This is a genomic window from Kitasatospora sp. NPDC001527 (assembly GCF_040298605.1).
Taxonomy (GTDB): domain Bacteria; phylum Actinomycetota; class Actinomycetes; order Streptomycetales; family Streptomycetaceae; genus Kitasatospora.
Map to the genome: position 1 here is coordinate 15,554 of NZ_JBEPAM010000050.1, position 17,791 is coordinate 33,344.

Consider the following 17,791-nt stretch of genomic DNA (forward strand, 5'->3'; position numbering starts at 1 on the left):
GGCGGTCCCTTCCCGAGTGAGGCGCCGCCGGAAGGCGGCCGGCCCGGCCACCGTCACGGCGGGGCCGGGCCAGCTTAGTCATCGTTTGTCCGTCAGTGGGCGCCCAGCCCGGTGAGCGAGCGGACCTCCAGTTCAGCGTACTTCGCCGGGTCGGCCTCGCGGCGGGCGAGGACGGTGCCGACCCAGCCGGCCAGGAAGCCGACCGGGATGGAGACCAGGCCGGGGTTCTCCAGCGGGAACCAGTGGAAGTCGGAGTGCGGGAAGAGCGAGTTCTTCGCGCCCGAGACGACCGGGGAGAAGAGCACCAGCACCACCGAGGAGATCAGTCCGGCGTAGACCGAGCTGACCGCGCCGACGGTGTTGAACCGCTTCCAGAACAGCGAGTACAGCAGGGTGGGCAGGTTCGCCGAGGCGGCCACCGCGAAGGCCAGGGCGACCAGCGCGGCGGTGTTGAGCTTGTCGGCGAACAGGCTGAGCACGATCGCCACCGCGCCGATCCCGGCGGCGGCCCACTTGGCGACGTGCACCTCCTCGCGCTCGGAGACCTTGCCGCGCCGGATGACGTTCGCGTAGAGGTCGTGGGCGAAGGAGGCCGAGGAGGCCAGGGTGAGCCCGGCGACGACGGCGAGGATGGTGGCGAAGGCGACCGCGGAGATCACCGCGAGCAGCACCGCCCCGCCGGTGGTGCCCGCGCCGCCGCCGAGCTTCTCGGCGAGCTGCGGGGCGGCGGTGTTGCCGGCCGCGTTGGCGGCCTTGATCGCCTTGGGGCCGACCAGCGCGGCGGCGCCGAAGCCGAGCGCGAGGGTCATCAGGTAGAAGCCGCCGATGATGCCGATCGCCCAGAGCACCGACTTCCGGGCGGCCTTGGCGGTGGGCACGGTGTAGAAGCGGACCAGGATGTGCGGCAGGCCGGCGGTGCCGAGCACCAGGGCGAGGCCCAGGCTGAGGAAGTCCAGCTTGCTGGTGCCGGTGGCGCCGTACTTGAGACCCGGTTCGAGGAAGGCGTTGGCCTTGCCGCTGGCGTCGGCGGCGGCGCCGAGCAGGGAGGACAGGTTGAAGTGGTACTTGGCCAGCACCAGCACGGTCATCAGCGCGGTGCCGGCGATCAGCAGCACCGCCTTGACGATCTGCACCCAGGTGGTGCCCTTCATGCCCCCTATGGCGACGTAGAGCACCATCAGGGCGCCGACCGCGACGATCGTCCACCGCTTGGCGCCGTCGCCGCTGACCCCGAGGAGCAGGGCGACCAGGCTGCCGGCCCCGACCATCTGGGCGAGCAGGTAGAAGATCGACACCACGATGGTGGAGATCCCGGCGGCGGTGCGCACCGGGCGCTGGCGCATCCGGAAGGCCAGCACGTCGGCCATGGTGTAGCGGCCGGAGTTGCGCAGCGGTTCGGCGACCAGCAGCAGTGCGACCAGCCAGGCGACCAGGAAGCCGATGGAGTAGAGGAAGCCGTCGTAGCCGAACAGCGCGATGGCGCCGGCGATGCCGAGGAAGGAGGCGGCGGACATGTAGTCGCCGGAGATGGCGAGGCCGTTCTGGAAGCCGGAGAAGGCGCGGCCGCCGGCGTAGAAGTCGGCGGCGTCCTTGGTCTGCCGTCCGGCCCAGACGGTGATGCCGAGGGTCGCGAGCACGAAGACCCCGAACAGGGTCATCGTGAGGCCGCGGTGGTCGGTGGCGGAGCTGGCGAGCAGGTTCATTCGGCGGCCTCCCGGGGGGCACGGACAACCGCACCGCGCGCCTCGCGGATCGCGGCCGCGCTCGGGTCGATCCTCCGGTCGGCGTAGCGCGCGTACCAGGCGGCGATGGCGAAGGTGGAGACGAACTGCAGCAGCCCGAGGACCAGGGCGATGTTGAGGTGCCCGACGACCTTGGTGGCCATCAGGGCGGGGGCGTAGCCGGAGAGCAGCACGTAGAGCAGGTACCAGACCACGAAACCGATGGTGACGGGGAAGGCGAAGCTCCGGAACGAGCGCCGCAGGGTGCGGAACTCCGCGCTCTCCTCGATGACTTGGGTTTCGCTGGGGGCGGTGGTGATCGGCGGCGATTCCACTCTGTCTCCTCACTCCTTCGGCGTAGCGGTCGCACCAGTGGAAACGATCGGACGTGAGCGAAGTCACAATCCGGATGGGCGCCGCGCAATGCTAGGAGGGTCGCGCTTCACTCGGAAGAGTTTGACCGTGATCAGTCAAACATTCACTCTTTCGCCGTAACCGCCCGATCGAAAACCACCTATCCGGGCACACCAAAGGGGTGGCCCGGCGAACCGGACCACCCCTGGTGGCGCGTCAACAGCGGTACGTCAGAAAGCGATCCGCACCTTCAGGGCCGAACGGTCGTCCATCGCCCGGTAGCCGTCCGGAACGCCGTCGAGGTCGACGGTGCGGTCGAAGACCAGGCCCGGCTCGATGGCACCGGACAGGACGTCCGGCAGCAGCTCCGGGATGTAGGCGCGGGCCGGCGCGACGCCGCCGTTGAGCGAGACGTTGCGGCCGAACATCTGGCCGATGTCCACGCCCGCGCTGCCGCCGTGCGGCACGCCCACGTAGCCGACGGCGCCGCCGTCCCGGGCGATCGACACGGCGGTGCGCATCGACTCCTCGGTGCCGACCGCCTCCAGCACGGCGTGCGCGCCCTGCCCGCCGGTCAGCTCCCGGACCGCCTCGACCGCCGCCTCGCCGCGCTCGGCCACCACGTCCGTCGCGCCGAAGCGGCGGGCCAGGTCGGTGCGGGCGGTGTGCCGGCCCAGCGCGATGATCCGCCCGGCGCCCAGCCGGTGCGCGGCCAGCACCCCGCACAGGCCCACCGCGCCGTCGCCGACCACCGCGACGGTGGCGCCCGGCCGCACCCGCGCCGAGACCGCCGCGTGGTGGCCGGTGGCCATCACGTCGGAGAGCGCCAGCAGCCCCGGCAGCAGCTTCTCGTCGCCCTGCGCCTCCTTGGGCAGCTTCACCAGGGTGCCGTCCGCGAACGGGACGCGCACCGCCTCGCCCTGCCCGCCGTCCGAGCCGACCTGCCCCCAGAAGCCGCCGTGCGGGCAGGAGGTCTGCAGGCCCTCGCGACAGAAGTCGCACGTGCCGTCCGACCAGACGAACGGCGCCACCACCAGGTCGCCGGGCCGGAAGCCGCGCACCTCGGCGCCGGCCTCCTCCACCACGCCGAGGAACTCGTGCCCGATCCGCTGCCCGGCCACCCGCGAGGAGACACCGCGGTACGCCCACAGGTCGCTGCCGCAGATGCAGGCGTTCACCACCCGCACCACCGCGTCGGTCGGGTGCCGGACGGCCGGGTCCGGCACCTCCTCGATCCGGATGTCGTTGGGACCGTGGATGACGGTGGCGCGCATGGGGCTTCGTCCTTCGCAGAGGTGCCCGCCGGGGTGGTGCGGGCAACCGGAAAACAATCGACCAGATGTACGACGACTGCACCGTCCACTCTATTCCGGCGCGCCCCTCCCAACCCTCCGGGCGACCCCGGGGTCGCGGCGAACCGCCGTCCGCGGTCACCGGAGGGCCTTATTCTGTTGGACCATGTACGCCTTCCAGCCCGAGACCCCCGAAGCGGCGCCGCGGACCGCGGCCGTCCCGGCCCAGCGCTCCGCCGCCCCCGCCGGCGGTTTCGCGGTGGTGGACGTCGAGACCACCGGCCTCGGCCGCACGGACCGGGTGATCTCGGCGGGCGTCTACCGGCTGGACGAGGACGGCGACGTCGTCGACCACTGGTACACCCTGGTCAACCCGGAGCGCGACCCGGGCCCGGTCTGGATCCACGGCCTGACCGACGACCTGCTGGCCGGCGCCCCGACCTTCCCGCAGATCGCCGACGAGTTCGCCGAGCGGCTGCGCGGCCGGGTGCTGGTCGCCCACAACGCGCTCTTCGACTGGAACATGATCTCCCGCGAGTTCTCCCGGGCCGGCCTGCACGCCCCGGTCGAGCAGCGGCTGTGCACCATGGTGCTGGCCCGCGACCTGCGGCTGCCGCTGCCCAACGGCAAGCTGTCCTCGCTGGCCGCGTACTTCGGCGTCCACCAGCGCCAGGCGCACAACGCGCTGGACGACGCCCGGGTGCTCGCCGAGGCCTTCCGCCCCAGCCTCCGGCTGGCCCGCTCGGGGGGCGTCCCGCTGCCGTTGCAGACCTGCGTGGCCGTCACCGACCTCGGCGAGGACGCGGCCTCCTCGCCCGCCCGCGGCTCCTGGACCGGCGCCGCGTACCGGCAGGCCAAGAAGCGCCCGCCGTGCCCCTACCCGAACCCCGGGCGCTGGGAGGACGGCAAGCCGCTGGTCCAGGGCATGCGGGTGGCGTTCACCGGCGACACCGCCACCGACCGCGAGCTGCTGGAGGACCGCGCCGTCGAGGCCGGCCTGCACATCGCCACCTCCGTGAGCCGGCTCACCAGCCTGCTGGTCACCAACGAGCCGGACAGCTGGAGCGGCAAGGCCCGCAAGGCCCGCGAGGTCGGCACCCCGGTGGTCGGCGAGGACGCCTTCCTCCAACTGCTGCGCGAGGTCGCCCCGCACCCCGGTGCATGAGCCGGTTGTGAACAGGGCGTACCGTGCCCATGTGTACCGTTTTCTGCTCTCCCGGCGCTGGCTGATCACCCTGTTGATCGCCGTGCTGCTGGTCCCCACGACCATCCGGCTGGGGTTCTGGCAGTTCCACCGCCACGAGGCACGGGTGGACCGCAACGAGCTGATCGCCCAGGCCCTGACCGCCGAGCCCGTGCCGTACGACACCCTGTCGGCCACGCCCGGGTTCGCCGTGCCCAAGGACCTCACCTGGCGCCCCGCGACGGCCACCGGGCAGTACGACACGGCGCACGAGTTCGTGGTCCGCAAGCGGACCGACTCCAGCGGGGACAAGATCGGCTACTTCGTGGTCACCCCGCTGGTGCTCGCCGACGGCAAGGGGAGCGTCCTGGTCAACCGCGGCTGGGTGCCCTCCGGCACCTCCGCCGCCGAGTACCCGGCCGTCCCCGCCGCACCGGCCGGCCAGGTCACCCTGACCGGCCGGCTGCGGGCCGACGAGTCCGCCTCCGGGAGCGTCAAGGACCGGGCCGGCCTGCCGGACCGGCAGTTCACCCTGATCAACAGCGCCCAGCAGGCCAAGGAGAGCGGCGCCGCCCTGCTCGGCGGCTACCTGGAGCTCACCGCCACCGAACCGGCCCCGGCCGACCAGCCCGAGCTGCTGCGCGAGCCCAACCACTCCGACATCGGCCCGCACATGGCGTACGCGATCCAGTGGTGGCTGTTCACCGCGCTGATCCCGGTCGGTTTCGTGGTGATGGCGCGGCGCGAGGCCAAGGACCGCCGCAAGGAGGCCGCCGAGGCCGAGGGCCTGACGGCCGCCGTCCCCGCCTGAGCCCGTCCGGGCCCGGGCCCGTTTCCGGCCCGGGCCCGTCCGCTCGGAGCCCGTCCGCTCGGAGCACGTCCGCTCAGAGCACGTCCGCCAGGTCGCGCAGCAGCCGGGCCTTGGCCCGGGCGCCGACCACCGACTTCACCGGCTCGCCGCCGCGGAACACCATCAGCGTCGGCATCGACAGCACCCCGTAGGCCGCCTGGGTCTGCGGATTGTGGTCGACGTCCACGCTGACCACGGTCAGCCGGTGCCCCTCCTCCCGGGCGATCTCCGCCAGCACCGGCACCATCTGCCGGCACGGCGGGCACCAGTCCGCCGTGAAGTCCACCAGCACCGGCCCCTCTGCGGCCAGCACCTCCGCGGCGAAGGTCTCGTCCGTCACCGTCGCCACCCCTGCGATCTGCACCATGGCCTACCTCTTCTCCCACTCGTCCCGGTCGAGGGCCGCCGGTGCGGCCCATTCGCACTGCGGCGCCTCCGTGGCGGCCCCCGCGGCGAGCGCGTCGCGCTCCCGCTCGGCCCGGGCGTACTGCTCGGACACCCGGGCACGGACCTCCTGGAGCCGGTCGATGCACTCGTCCAGCTCGGACAGCTTCCTCCGGTAGACCTCCAGCGAGGCCGGGCAGGAGTCGCCGTGCGGGTGCCCGGCCTGCAGGCACTCGACGAACGGCCTGGTCTCCTCCAGGCCGAAGCCGGAGTCCTGCAGGGTGCGGATCTGCCGCAGCAGCCGCAGGTCCTCCTCGCCGTACGCGCGGTAGCCGTTGCCGGCCCGCCGGGCCGGGAGCAGCCCGAGCTGCTCGTAGTACCGCAGTGCCCGGGTGGTCGTCCCCGCCCGCTTCGCCAGCTCACCGATCCGCATGTCCGGCCCCTGCCCTTCCGGCCGCCGTTCGAACGCCGCCGGGAACGACGGTAGACCTTGACGCGGGCGTCAACGCCAGCGCCGGAGCGGGCCGGTCGGTGCCGGGTGTCGTCCGGTGCCGGGTGTCGTTCAGTGCTGGGTGTCGTTCAGTGCCACGGACCACCCGCTCGGCGCCGTCGGGTCCCGTTACCCGCCGTCCGGGCCGACCCGGCAGGATGGCCCCCATGGATCTCGGACTGCAGAACAAGGTGTACGTGGTCACCGGCGCGACCCGCGGGCTGGGCCTGGCCACGGCCCGGGAGCTCGCCGCCGACGGCGCCCGGGTACTGGTCACCGGCCGGAGCCCGGAGGCGGTGGACGCGGCCGTCGCCGAACTCGCCGCCCTCGGCGAGGGGCCGCGGGCGGTGCACGGACTGGTGGCCGACAACGCCGACCCGGCGACCGCCGAACGGCTGGTCACGGCGGCCGTCGAGCGCTTCGGCCGGCTGGACGGCGTGCTGATCAGCGTCGGCGGACCGCAGGCCGGCCCGGTCGCCACCGCCCCCGAGGAGGCCTGGCGGGGCGCCTTCGAGTCGGTCTTCCTCGGCGCCCTGCGGATCGCCCGCACCGCCGCCGCGGCGCTCGGCGAGGGCGGGGTGATCGGCTTCGTGCTCTCCGGCTCGGTCCGCCAGCCCATCGCCGGCCTCGGCATCTCCAACGGGCTGCGCCCGGGCCTGGCGATGGCCGCCAAGTCGCTCGCCGACGAACTCGGCCCGCGCGGCATCCGGGTGGTCGGCCTGCTGCCGGCCCGGATCGACACCGACCGGGTGCGCGAGCTCGACGCCCTCGGCGGCGACCCCGAGGCCGCCCGCGCCCGGCACAGCGCCGACATCCCGCTCGGCCGCTACGGCACCCCCGAGGAGTTCGGCAAGGTCGCCGCCTTCCTGCTCTCCCCCGCCGCCTCCTACCTCACCGGGGTCATGGTCCCGGTGGACGGCGGCGCGCTGCGCGGGCTCTGAGCACCCCGCCGCGAGCGGCCGCGCGGCTCAGGCGACCCGCGGCCGCTTGTGGCGGTGCCGCCGCCGGGTGACCTCCGGCCGGGACGCGACCACCCGGATCCGCAGGTCCGCGGGCAGCTCCGGCAGGCCCAGGCTGGCCCGCGCCCCGCTGCGCGGGCCGGTCTCGAAGTGCTCGGCGAGCGCGGCCGGATCGCCGCCCGGGGTCATCCGCACCGCCGCCCGCAGCCGCGGGTGCCGCCGGTCGCGGACCAGCCGCACACCCACCCGCTCGACCTCCGGCAGCACGACCGCGTCGCTCTCCACCGCCTCCTCCAGCGCCTTGGTCCGCAGCCGCAGCCGCAGTCCCGGCGTCTCCGGGGTCGGCAGCACCACGGTCGTCGGACCGGTGCGGCGCAACTGCGCCAGCAGCCACCAGGCGATGCCCGCGACCACCACGGCCAGCCCGGCGATCACCACCGGCCACCACCAGGACTCCGCCACCCACCGGGTGCGCGAGCGCCCGCTCACCACCGGCTGGTCGGGCGAGGTGAGCGGCCACCAGGACGGCGGGTCGACGCCGAGGCGCCCGTAGAGATCGAGCCCGCCGGCCAGCACCAGCACCCCGGCGGCCAGCAGCGCCAGCCCGACCACCCCCAGCAGCAGCCGGTTGACCGTGCCCCGGCTCACCCGGCGCCACCGCCCACCGGGGCCGCGGTGTCCTCCGGCGACGGCCCGGCGCGCCGCCGCCGGCCCGCCATCCGCACGTCCAGCCGCAGCGGCCGGGCCAGCGTGACCGCCGCCAGCTCCTCGCGCAGCCGGCGCTGGACCGAGGCCGGATCGGCCGGGCCGGCCAGGGCGATCCGCACCCGGCGCCGGCCGACCCGCACCCGCAGGTGCTCCACACCCGGCAGTTCGGCGGCCCGGTCGGTCAGCAGGGCGGCCACCCCGGCCCGGTCGATGGCCGCGGCGGTGTCCCCGTGCGGGCGCAGCGGAAGCCAGCGGCGCAGACCGGGGGCGAGGGCGAGCCAGAGCAGCCAGCCGCCGAGCACCGCGCCCACGCCGGCGCCGATCAGCACCGCCGGGTCGTCCAGGTGCCGGGTGGCCAGCTCGTCGGCCAGGTCCGCGCGCCACTGCCGGGCCTGGTGCCCGGTCCGCACGGCGATCACGTCGTACAGCAGCCCCCCGGCGACGACCAGCAGCACGGTGGCCACCACGGTGGCGGCGGTGGTGCGCGGGGCACGCGGCCGGCGCACCTTCACCGGCGCGGGCCCGGGCGGCCCGGGGGCCTCCTCGGCCGCCCCTTCCCGGCTGCTCATCGGGCACCGTCCGGGACGAGGTGCTCGACCACCACCACGACCTCGGCCACCCGGGTTCCGGTCAGCGTGCGGGTGTCGGCGGTGACGCGGTCGCGGACGGTGCGGGCGAGGGCGGCGAGGTCGGCCGGGAAGGGCAGGTCGACGGAGACCCGGACGGTGACGGGGGCACTCGGGGTGGCGGGGCCGGTGACGGTGACCCTCGGCGGGCCGCCGCGCGCGCTCCGGCCCTGCCAGGCGTCGGCGAGCGCCTCACGGGCGGCGCGGGCGGCGATCCGGGCGTAGACGCGGTCGGCGATCCGCAGCCGGCCGCGGGCGCCGGGCTCCCGGCGGGAGGGTACCGGGACGAGGGCCGCCATCAGCGGCGCCGGTCGCGGCTGCGCAGCAGTTCGCCGAGCTCACCGGGCTCCAGGTCGCCCTCCAGCAGGCGGCCGACCACGAAACCGACCACCCCGAGCGCCGCCACCAGCAGGAACGCCGCGAAGCCGCCGAAGTATCCGGCGAAGCCGAGCGCCATTCCCACCACCAGGCCGACGATGGCCAGGTTCATCCGTTCCACCTCGTATTCCGCCGTGTTCCGCCGTCTCGCGCCGGCTGGCGCCGCCGACTACTTCAGCTTGGGCCGCTGTCCGGAGGAGGGAACCTCCTCTTCCTCCTCCACGACGTCGGGCTCGTCGGGCAGGTGGACGTCGTTGACCGCGATGTTGACCTCGACGACTTCCAGCCCGGTCATCCGCTCGACCGCGTCGATGATGTTCTCCCGCACCTGGCGGGCGAGTTCGGGGATGACGACGCCGTACTCGACCACCAGCGCGATATCGATGGCGGTCTGCTTCTCCCCCACCTCGGCCTTGATGCCCCGCCCGACGCTGCCGCGCCCGCCGGGGACCCGGTCGCGCATCGCGCCGAAGGTGCGGGCGAGGCCGGAGCCGAGGGCGTGGATGCCGTTGATCTCGCGCGCGGCCATCCCGGCGATCTTCTCGACCACCCCGACGGCCAGCGCCGTGCGGCCGCGCTCGCCGACCGACCCGGAGGCGGCCCCCGGGCTCGCCGGCGAGGCGGCGGGGGTGGGGGCACCGTGCGGGGCGTTCTTGTGCAGGGTGGCGGGCGTCGGAGTGTCAGGCATGGCTCATCTCCCGTCGTGCGGCTCCAGCTATATCGCAAATCGCTCCAACTCTGACATTTCGCCACGAATCCCGCCCCCTGAGCGGCCCGGACGGCCCGAACGCCGCAAGGCCCGGTCCGTGGGTGCGCCCCACGGACCGGGCCTTGCGGTGCGGTCCGGGCCGGTCAGTCGCCGAGGCCGGCGAGGTCGCGCAGCCGGCGGGCCTGTGCCGCCCGTTCGGCCGAACGCTGCTCGTCGTAGGAGCGGCCGGCGGCGCCCTGGAGCAGGGCCTTGGTCTCGATCACGGCGTTGCGCGGGGCGGCCAGCAGGGCGGCGGCGAGGTCGCGGGCGGCCGCGTCCAGCTCGGCGGCCGGCACGGCGAGGTTGGCCAGGCCGATCGCGGTGGCCTCCGCCGCGCCGACCCAGCGGCCGGTGGCGCAGATCTCCAGCGCCCGGGCGTAGCCGACGAGTTCGGTCAGCGGCTTGGTGCCGGTGAGGTCGGGGACCAGGCCGAGCGAGGTCTCCTTCATGGAGAACTGGACGTCCTCGGCGACCACCCGCAGGTCGCAGCCGAGGGCGAGCTGGAAGCCGGCGCCGACGGCGTGGCCCTGGACGGCGGCGACGGTGACCAGGTCGGGGCGGCGCCACCAGGTGAAGGCCTCCTGGTAGCCGGCGATGGTCTCGTCGAGCTCCTGGTCCCCGGAGGCGGCCAGTTGGAGGAAGCCGGGCTCGCCGGGGATGCCCTCCGGGGTGAACATCGCGCGGTCGAGGCCGGCGGAGAAGGAGACGCCCTCGGCGCGCAGCAGCACCACCCGGACGGTCCCGGGCAGCTCGCGGCCGATGGCGGTGAGGGCGCGCCACAGGGCGGGCGACTGGGCGTTGCGCCGCTTGGGCTGACAGAGGGTGACGACGGCGAGTTCGCCGTCGATCTCCAGACGGACGCCGTCCTGCTCCCGGGTCGGGGTCTGCGGATCGGTGGCGGGAGCGGTCATGCGGGGACCTCCGGTGGCGAGGGTGCTTGGCTACCGGAGAGTAACAAAACTGGCGGCGCGACGGCAGGGGTCGGCCGGCGGACACCACGCGGCGACGGGCGGCCGGGGCGGCGCGCCGGCCCGGCATGACGATCGGCGGCCGGTTCGCTCTGGCCGGGGGCGGACGATCAGCGGTCGTCCCTCCGGTCGGCGCCCTGCCGCCGAGTCATCCGTCCAGTGAATTGACGGAGCGTCAGGAACCAGCTCCAGCAGGAGCTTTGTTCTTGCCCCGCGTGGCACCGCCGCGGCCCCGGAGAATCACTCCGGACTCGCTCAGCATGCGGTGCACGAAGCCGTACGAGCGACCGGTCTCCTCCGCGAGGGCGCGAATGCTCGCCCCGGAGTCGTACTTCCTCTTGAGATCGGCCGCGAGCTTCTCACGCGCGGCACCGGTCACCCGGCTGCCCTTTTTCAGAGTCTCGGCCACCCGTGCCTCCTCGTAGCGTTGCTCGGTCAGATTCCCATGATCACCCATCCACCGCGTCCTGGCCACCCATTCGACAAGGTCCATGCCCGGAACGGGCGGTCCTGCGGTGGTGATCCGAGCGCACAAGGGCGCTCACGCTGAGTGCACGCCCCCGGGAGCGTGCCGCCGTTCGACGCGAAAGGGCTGATCAGCAGCGTGGTCCCGGTCACGATCGGGTGGCGGGCCGACGGAAGCTCCTCAAACGGAATGCAGGACCCCTTCATTCCCGGACACGCCGGAAGGACTAGTTTTTCTGGCCCAAAGAGGGGAGGGCCCGTCGACGGCCGGCCGGAGGGCAAAACGAAGGCCCGGTCGTCCGTACGGACGACCGGGCTCCGGGAGAAAGGGATCAGGCCAGCGTGACCAGGTCGGCGTAGGCCGGGCTCCAGAGGTCCTCGACGCCGTCCGGGAGCAGGATGATCCGCTCCGGCTGGAGCGCGTCGACCGCGCCCTCGTCGTGGGTGACGAGCACGACCGCACCGGAGAACTCGCGCAGCGCGCCGAGGATCTCCTCGCGGCTGGCCGGGTCCAGGTTGTTGGTCGGCTCGTCGAGCAGCAGCACGTTGGCGCTGGAGACCACCAGGGTGGCCAGCGCGAGACGGGTCTTCTCACCACCGGAGAGCACCCCGGCCGGCTTCTCCACGTCGTCCCCCGAGAACAGGAAGGAACCGAGGATCTTGCGGACCTGGACCAGGTCCATGTCCGGCGCCGCCGAGCGCATGTTCTCCAGCACCGAGCGGTCCGCGTCCAGCGTCTCGTGCTCCTGGGCGTAGTAGCCGATCTTCAGGCCGTGGCCCGGGATCACCTCGCCGGTGTCCGGCTGCTCCACCCCGGCCAGCATCCGCAGCAGGGTGGTCTTGCCGGCGCCGTTGAGGCCCAGGATGACGACCCGCGAGCCCCGGTCGATGGCCAGGCCCACGTCGGTGAAGATCTCCAGCGAGCCGTAGGACTTGGACAGTCCGCTAGCCGTCAGCGGGGTCTTCCCGCACGGGGCCGGGTCCGGGAAGCGCAGCTTGGCGACCTTGTCGTTCGCCCGCACCGTCTCCAGCCCGGACAGCAGCTTCTCCGCGCGGCGGGCCATGTTCTGCGCGGCCACCGTCTTGGTCGCCTTGGCGCGCATCTTGTCCGCCTGCGCGTTCAGCGTGGCGGCCTTCTTCTCGGCGTTGGCCCGCTCGCGCTTGCGGCGCTTCTCGTCGTCCTCACGCTGCTGCTGGTACTGCTTCCAGCCCATGTTGTAGACGTCGATGGTGGAGCGGTTGGCGTCCAGGTAGAAGACCTTGTTGACGACCGTCTCGACCAGGTCGACGTCGTGCGAGATGACGATGAAGCCGCCCTTGTAGGTCTTCAGGAAGTCCCGCAGCCAGGCGATCGAGTCGGCGTCGAGGTGGTTGGTCGGCTCGTCGAGCAGCAGCACGTCGGAGTCGGAGAACAGGATCCGGGCCAGCTCGACGCGGCGGCGCTGACCACCGGAGAGGGTGTGCAGCTCCTGGTTGAGGATGCGGTCCGGCAGGCCCAGCGCGGCGGCGATGGTGGCGGCCTCGGCCTCGGCGGCGTACCCGCCCTTGGTGAGGAACTCGGTCTCCAGGCGGGCGTACTTCTTCATCGCGTTGTCGCGGGTGGCGCCCTTGCCGTTCGCCATCCGGTCCTCGTTCTCGCGCATCTTGCGCAGCACGCTGTCCAGGCCGCGGGCGGAGAGGATGCGGTCCTTGGCGAGCACGTCGAGGTCGCCGGTGCGCGGGTCCTGCGGCAGGTAGCCGACCTCGCCCGAGCGGGTCACCGTGCCCGCCGCCGGGATGCCCTCGCCGGCCAGCACCTTGGTGAGCGTGGTCTTGCCGGCGCCGTTGCGCCCGACCAGGCCGATCCGGTCGCCGGGGGCGACCTTGAAGCTCGCGGACTCGATCAGGATCCGGGCGCCGGCACGCAGTTCGAGGCCGTTGGCGGAAATCATGGCTGGGACTACTCCTGGGACGTGGGCGGGCGACCGGACGAGGTTCGGGCCGGGAGGCGGGAAGGGGCGTCGTCGACGGGGGCTCGGCGGACCGCGCGGGGCGGCGCCGCTCGCCCGTCAGTGCCCGGAGAGAACAGCCATGACGGCAAGTCTACCGGGCCGCTCGGGTGACCCCCGAGGACGAGGTCCGCTCCGGCCGCTACTGCTGCCGCGCGCCGTCCCCGGCGCAGCCGCCGACCGGCGGGACGGCGGCGAACGGCTCGGCCGGGCTGCCGCAGGCCGCCTCGGGCGCCGCCGCCCGGGTGTCGAAGACCTTGGGCGCGACGATCGGCCCGTCCGAGATCAGCACCCGGCGCCCGTCCAGCGCCTTCATCGTCACACCGGGACCGGCGTTCAGCTGCCAGCCGGTGTTGTCCAGCCGGTAGCCGGAGATCCCGCCGGAGACCTGCTGCCCGCTGCCGTTGGTGCAGCTGCGCGGCACCAGCACCGCGAAGTCGGTGGCCGCCGTGCGCTCCGGGTCGTAGACGCAGTTGCCGGCCGGCTTGGAGTTGTAGCGCAGGTCACCGTCGGCGTCCCGGAAACCCATCGTCAGCTCCGGTGTGACCACCGCCACCCAGGGCGCGGACTCCTGCACGGTGTACAGCGAGGCCGCCGCCCGCACCTTCGCCTGCTGCTTGCGCTGCTCCTCGGTGCGCTTGTCGGCGCCGGGCTCGCCCGCGCCGCGCAGCCAGTCGGCCAGCCCGGGCACCGCGCGGTGCCAGCGCACCTGCTGGTCGCCGGGGCGCACCGAGGTGACCAGGCCGTCGTCCCAGACCACCACGGCGTTCTCCCCGGCCATCTCCAGGTGGAGCGCGGTGGCGCCCTCCCGCTGGTAGGACCAGGCGTGCTCGCCGGTGGCCCGGTGGTACGCCTCCAGGCCCGGGCCCACCCGCAGGTCCAGGTCGGCCGCGTCCAGCGAGGCCGTGGGGTCCGCGCTCGCCTCCGCGGCGCCCTTCGCGGCCACCCGGTCGCCGAACGGGACCGGCTTGTTGGCGTGCGCGGCGGCGCCCGCCACAAGGACCAGCAGCACCGCCAGGGCAGGGAGGATCGATCGGGGGCTGAGGGCACGCGACTTCCAGGACACGGGCGGAGCGTACCTTTCGGCACCCGCGCGAGTCAGCCGGGCTCTCCCGTACGGCCGAACGGCCGAACCCCGCCCGGCGGTTCCCGGCGCCCCGGGCGGGCCCGCCCGCCGACCTGCGCCGTCGGGGCCCGCACCGGCCCGGCGGGCCCCGGAACGGGGCTCCGCGGTAGGGCGCCCGGGGCCACCAGGACCGTTACGGAGGTGATACACGGCACACCTGAACGGCGTTCGAATATCGCCCACTTTAGGGTGACATTCGGCATTTCCTCGCCCGGTCGGCCCTACTGTCGGCAAGGGGTCCGCCACTCTGCGTGGCCCTCCCCGATCCGTCCAGCCCTGCTCCGCCCAGCCCGTGGCACCGTCCGGGGCGACGTCCGAGGAGACACCATGCGATTCGGCCGCCTGGCGCTCGCCGCCGCCACCCTGCTGCTGCTCACCACCGCCAGCGTCCCCGCCGGGACCCCGCTGGGCCAGACCGAGCGGCACTCCCTGTCCTCCGACGCGATCGCGCCCCACGCCCCCGCCCCGCGGCCCGCCGTCCAGCGCCCGGCGCACGAGCCGCCCTTCGGGGCCTTCGTCGGCTCCTGGGACAGCTACATCCCGCAGATCGGCCGCTACGCGCAGTGGCTGGGCGACGCCAACCTCCAGGTCGGCCACACCTATCTGGCGGGCAACGGCTGGGCGGACATCGAGGGCGAGCCGATGGTGCTCGCCATGTGGTCGCAGTGGCGGCAGGCCGACCCGTCCCGGATGCTCGTGCTCGGCGTGCCGATGCTGGTCCCGAGCGAGACAGGCGTGCCGGACGGCGAGGTGGCCCGGCTGCTCGGCCAGGGCGCCCGCGGCGACTTCGACCGGCACTTCCTGCGGCTGGCCCGCCGGCTGGTCGCCCTCGGCGGCGCGGACACCGTGCTCACCCTCGGCTGGGAGATGAACGGCGTCACCTACACCCACCGCTGCAAGCCCGACCCGGCCGCCTGGAAGACCTACTGGCGGCGGATCGTCACGGTGATGCGCTCGGTGCCCGGGCAGCGCTTCCGCTTCGACTTCGCGCCCAACCGGGGGCTGGACGCGATCCCGTGGACCAAGTGCTACCCGGGCGACGACGTGGTCGACATCATCGGCATGGACAACTACGACCAGCCGGCCGGCGGCACCTTCGACGACTACGTGCGCGAGCCGTACGGGCTGCAGGACCAGGTGGAGTTCGCGGCCAAGCGCGGCAAGCAGGTCTCGTACCCGGAGTGGGGGCTGTTCCGCAACGGGGACAACCCGGAGTTCGTGCAGCGGATGGTGGAGTGGATCCGCACCCACGACACCGCGTACCAGACCGTCACCGACTACTGTCCGCACGGCTTCTGGCAGTGCGAGCGCAACCCGCGCTCCAGCGCGCGCTTCCGGCAGCTGATGACCGGCTCCCCCGGGGCCCCGGAACCGGCCGCGCCGGCGGCCCCGGCGGCGCCGGCGCCCTCGGTCGGTCCGGCGTCCCCGGCCTCACCAGCGTCCCCGACCGGGCCGGCGCCGTCGGCCGGCGCGAGCCCCGCTCCGACGGCGCCGCCGGTCCCCGGTCTGCCGGTCGGGCCCGGGATCCCGGTGCCGCCGACCGCTCCGACCGCGCCCACCGCGCCGATCGCCCCCGCCCCGCCGACCCCGCCGGCGGGCCTGCTCGGGCTCCCGTAGCGGCCGGCGGGGCCGGGGCGGGGGCTCAGCTGCGGCGGCGGGCCGCCAGCGCCTCCTTGAGGCGCGGCGCCCGGGTGCTGAGCAGGTGCACCGCCGCCCGCCGGCCGCGTACCGCGCCGCTCCGGGCGGCGGCCGCCGGGGCCGCGCCGCGCGGGCCGAACAGCAGCCGTTCGTTGGGCAGCCGGTCCGGGCGCCAGCGCTGCTTGTACGGCTCCTGGCCGCGCAGCAGGCTTATCACCGGGATCCCGGCGCCCAGCGTCTCGTCCAGCGCGGCACCGAACAGCAGGCCCGCGATGTCCAGCCGCTCCCGCAGCTCCGGGTGCGCGCCGTACAGGTAGAGGCCGCTGAAGGACGGACAGAGCAGCACCAGGTCGACGGCGACCAACTCGCCGTCCAGCCAGAACTGGTGGACGGCCGCCCGGCCGGTGGCGACCAGCCCGGCGGTGGACTCGGCGAGGTGCCGGGCGAACCGCTCGGTGCGGTGCTCCGGGGTGACGCCGCGCTCCTGCCACTGCAGGAAGTGCAGCCGCAGCAGCCCGTCCAGCGCCCGCGGCACCTCCTGCGGGCTCGTCGCCCGCACCTCCACACCCGACTCGGCGATCTTGCGCAGCTTGACCCGGGTGCGCTGGGCGGTCTTGCCCGGCACCCGCTTGAGCAACTGGTCCATCGGGGCGGCCGGCAGGTACTGGCAGAGCGAGTCGGCGTACCGGCGGCGGCGGCCGCGCCACTGGTCGAAGACCCGCTGCACGGCGGCCTCCGGGCGGACCTCGCGCAGCTCCAGGCTGTGCCAGGGGCGGGTGAGCGGCAGGGCCGCGGCGAACTCGGCGGCGGCGCGGTCGGCGCAGTCGTCGTCCAGCAGCACGTCGGTGAAGTCGATCAGCCCGGCGCCGAGGCCGGTCAGGCCGCCGAACGGGCCGCCGCGCCGGCGGAAGGCGCCCGCGCCGACCAGCCGGCCCTCCCGGCGCACCAGCACCACCAGCAGGGCTCCGGGGGTGCCGTAGTGGCGCCACCAGGAGCACTGCCAGGCGGCGGACTGGAAGAAGGTGGCCGTCCGGCAGCGGGCGACCAGGTCGTCCCACTCCTCGGCCAGGGTGTCGAGGGCGTCGTCCTCACGGCGCAGCTCGGTGGTCCAGCGGGGGGCGCGGGCCTGGGCGGGCAGGCCGGCCACGGGGGTGACGGCCTCGGTGCTCATCGTCCGCTCCCGGAGGCCGCCCCGGCCCCGACGGGCTCGGGCTCGGGTACCGCGGCGGGGTCGGGTACGGCGGCGGGCTCGGGTACGGCGGCGCGCGGACGCGGGGTGGTCGCGGCCGGCGCCTCCCCCGCGGGGGCCGCTCCCGCCTCGGCCGGCGCGCCGTTCCGGCGGCGGGTCATCATCACCAGCGCGCCGATCAGCACCCCGGCCGCGCCGCCGACCGCGACGTCCAGCCGGCCGGAGGGCGTGGTCGGCTTCTCGGGCTCCGCGGCGGCGGCCAGCGGGACCAGCCGCACGCCGGTCTCCTTGCTGGTGGTGTTGGCGAAGGCGACCAGCGAGCGGGACACCGCGTCGGCCGCCAGCACGGCCTCCTGCGGCCGGTCGCCGGTGCCGGTGATCTCGATCATCGGGGCGTCCGGCGAGGTGGTGCCGTGCACCAGGGTCTCCAGCTCGCCCAGGCCGTGCCCGGTCTCGGCGGCGGCCCCCGCGAGCACCTGCGGCTGACCGGCCAGCCGGCCGTACGCCTGGGCGAAGTTGACCGCGGTGACGGCCTCGCCCTGGTTCTCGGGCACCACGATCACGTAGGAGTTGGCGGCGTACGAGGGCTGGGCCACGAGGGCGTACCCGGCTCCGGCGACGGCACCCAGCGGCACCGCGAGGACCACCGGCCACCAGCGGCCGACCAGCCGGCGGACACTACTGCGCGGTTCGGTCATGGGGAACTCCTTGGCTGTGGGGGCCG

Annotated in this window: 20 protein-coding genes; 4 read left to right on the top strand and 16 right to left on the bottom strand. The window is 74.3% G+C overall.

From position 1 onward, the window contains the following. Positions 1-92: 92 nt before the first annotated feature. The 3 genes from ABT238_RS31845 to ABT238_RS31855 form a co-directional block, all read right to left on the bottom strand. Positions 93-1,703, bottom strand: a complete 1,611-nt coding sequence (locus ABT238_RS31845; protein ID WP_350569510.1) for a monocarboxylic acid transporter — start codon at positions 1,701-1,703, stop codon at positions 93-95. Next, positions 1,700-2,056 carry a DUF485 domain-containing protein gene (locus ABT238_RS31850; protein WP_350569509.1) on the bottom strand — a complete coding sequence of 119 codons (357 nt, stop codon included), beginning with the start codon at positions 2,054-2,056 and terminating at the stop codon, positions 1,700-1,702. The genes ABT238_RS31845 and ABT238_RS31850 overlap by 4 nt, the downstream gene beginning before the upstream one ends. Positions 2,057-2,305: 249 nt before the next feature. Next, positions 2,306-3,349, bottom strand: a complete 1,044-nt coding sequence (locus tag ABT238_RS31855) for a zinc-dependent alcohol dehydrogenase family protein (RefSeq protein WP_350569507.1) — start codon at positions 3,347-3,349, stop codon at positions 2,306-2,308. A 184-nt stretch (positions 3,350-3,533) separates the two neighbouring features. On the opposite strand from ABT238_RS31855, the gene ABT238_RS31860 reads away from it, so the two are divergent. Further along, positions 3,534-4,532, top strand: a complete 999-nt coding sequence (locus tag ABT238_RS31860; RefSeq protein WP_350569506.1) for a DEDDh family exonuclease — start codon at positions 3,534-3,536, stop codon at positions 4,530-4,532. A 31-nt stretch (positions 4,533-4,563) separates the two neighbouring features. Then, complete coding sequence (locus tag ABT238_RS31865) at positions 4,564-5,361, top strand: SURF1 family cytochrome oxidase biogenesis protein (protein ID WP_350569505.1); 798 nt, start codon at positions 4,564-4,566, stop codon at positions 5,359-5,361. A 73-nt stretch (positions 5,362-5,434) separates the two neighbouring features. Here ABT238_RS31865 and trxA read toward each other — a convergent pair whose 3' ends face one another. Together trxA and ABT238_RS31875 are read right to left on the bottom strand one after the other, a co-directional pair. After that, the gene (gene trxA / locus ABT238_RS31870; protein WP_350569504.1) at positions 5,435-5,767 is read right to left on the bottom strand and encodes a thioredoxin; all 333 of its coding nucleotides are present in this window, start codon (positions 5,765-5,767) and stop codon (positions 5,435-5,437) included. A 3-nt stretch (positions 5,768-5,770) separates the two neighbouring features. Then, positions 5,771-6,217, bottom strand: coding sequence for a MerR family transcriptional regulator (locus ABT238_RS31875; protein ID WP_350569502.1), 447 nt, complete (start codon positions 6,215-6,217; stop codon positions 5,771-5,773). Between the two features lie 224 nt (positions 6,218-6,441). Here ABT238_RS31875 and ABT238_RS31880 point away from each other — a divergent pair, with 224 nt between their 5' ends. Then, the gene (locus ABT238_RS31880) at positions 6,442-7,215 is read left to right on the top strand and encodes an SDR family NAD(P)-dependent oxidoreductase (protein ID WP_350569500.1); all 774 of its coding nucleotides are present in this window, start codon (positions 6,442-6,444) and stop codon (positions 7,213-7,215) included. A gap of 27 nt (positions 7,216-7,242) precedes the next feature. Here ABT238_RS31880 and ABT238_RS31885 read toward each other — a convergent pair whose 3' ends face one another. The 9 genes from ABT238_RS31885 to ABT238_RS31925 all read right to left on the bottom strand — a co-directional run bounded on the left by ABT238_RS31885 (position 7,243) and on the right by ABT238_RS31925 (position 14,180). After that, complete coding sequence (locus ABT238_RS31885) at positions 7,243-7,881, bottom strand: alkaline shock response membrane anchor protein AmaP (RefSeq protein WP_350569498.1); 639 nt, start codon at positions 7,879-7,881, stop codon at positions 7,243-7,245. Beyond that, the gene (locus ABT238_RS31890; protein WP_350569496.1) at positions 7,878-8,510 is read right to left on the bottom strand and encodes a DUF6286 domain-containing protein; all 633 of its coding nucleotides are present in this window, start codon (positions 8,508-8,510) and stop codon (positions 7,878-7,880) included. Before ABT238_RS31890 ends, ABT238_RS31885 begins: the two co-directional genes overlap by 4 nt. Further along, positions 8,507-8,866: a hypothetical protein gene (locus ABT238_RS31895; RefSeq protein WP_350802235.1), complete on the bottom strand. Its 360-nt coding sequence runs from the start codon at positions 8,864-8,866 to the stop codon at positions 8,507-8,509. Before ABT238_RS31895 ends, ABT238_RS31890 begins: the two co-directional genes overlap by 4 nt. Continuing rightward, the gene (locus ABT238_RS31900; protein ID WP_350569493.1) at positions 8,866-9,057 is read right to left on the bottom strand and encodes a hypothetical protein; all 192 of its coding nucleotides are present in this window, start codon (positions 9,055-9,057) and stop codon (positions 8,866-8,868) included. The genes ABT238_RS31895 and ABT238_RS31900 overlap by 1 nt, the downstream gene beginning before the upstream one ends. A 57-nt stretch (positions 9,058-9,114) precedes the next feature. Beyond that, on the bottom strand, positions 9,115-9,633 hold the full coding sequence (locus ABT238_RS31905) for an Asp23/Gls24 family envelope stress response protein (RefSeq protein WP_350802236.1): 519 nt from the start codon (positions 9,631-9,633) through the stop codon (positions 9,115-9,117). Between the two features lie 164 nt (positions 9,634-9,797). Then, positions 9,798-10,604, bottom strand: a complete 807-nt coding sequence (locus ABT238_RS31910) for an enoyl-CoA hydratase/isomerase family protein (protein ID WP_350569488.1) — start codon at positions 10,602-10,604, stop codon at positions 9,798-9,800. 232 nt (positions 10,605-10,836) lie between these two features. Beyond that, positions 10,837-11,070, bottom strand: a complete 234-nt coding sequence (locus ABT238_RS31915) for a helix-turn-helix domain-containing protein (protein WP_350548483.1) — start codon at positions 11,068-11,070, stop codon at positions 10,837-10,839. 388 nt (positions 11,071-11,458) lie between these two features. Next, positions 11,459-13,057, bottom strand: coding sequence for an ABC-F family ATP-binding cassette domain-containing protein (locus ABT238_RS31920; protein WP_350569486.1), 1,599 nt, complete (start codon positions 13,055-13,057; stop codon positions 11,459-11,461). A gap of 199 nt (positions 13,058-13,256) precedes the next feature. Further along, positions 13,257-14,180, bottom strand: a complete 924-nt coding sequence (locus ABT238_RS31925; RefSeq protein WP_350802237.1) for a PQQ-binding-like beta-propeller repeat protein — start codon at positions 14,178-14,180, stop codon at positions 13,257-13,259. A 387-nt stretch (positions 14,181-14,567) separates the two neighbouring features. Between ABT238_RS31925 and ABT238_RS31930 the strand changes: the two genes are divergently transcribed. Next, positions 14,568-15,857: a glycoside hydrolase family 26 protein gene (locus ABT238_RS31930; protein ID WP_350569483.1), complete on the top strand. Its 1,290-nt coding sequence runs from the start codon at positions 14,568-14,570 to the stop codon at positions 15,855-15,857. Between the two features lie 25 nt (positions 15,858-15,882). On the opposite strand, the gene ABT238_RS31935 is transcribed toward ABT238_RS31930, so the two are convergent. Further along, the gene (locus ABT238_RS31935) at positions 15,883-17,049 is read right to left on the bottom strand and encodes a GNAT family N-acetyltransferase (protein WP_350569481.1); all 1,167 of its coding nucleotides are present in this window, start codon (positions 17,047-17,049) and stop codon (positions 15,883-15,885) included. Continuing rightward, positions 17,046-17,765: a YveK family protein gene (locus tag ABT238_RS31940; protein ID WP_350569479.1), complete on the bottom strand. Its 720-nt coding sequence runs from the start codon at positions 17,763-17,765 to the stop codon at positions 17,046-17,048. Before ABT238_RS31940 ends, ABT238_RS31935 begins: the two co-directional genes overlap by 4 nt. Between the last annotated feature and the right edge of the window lie 26 nt (positions 17,766-17,791).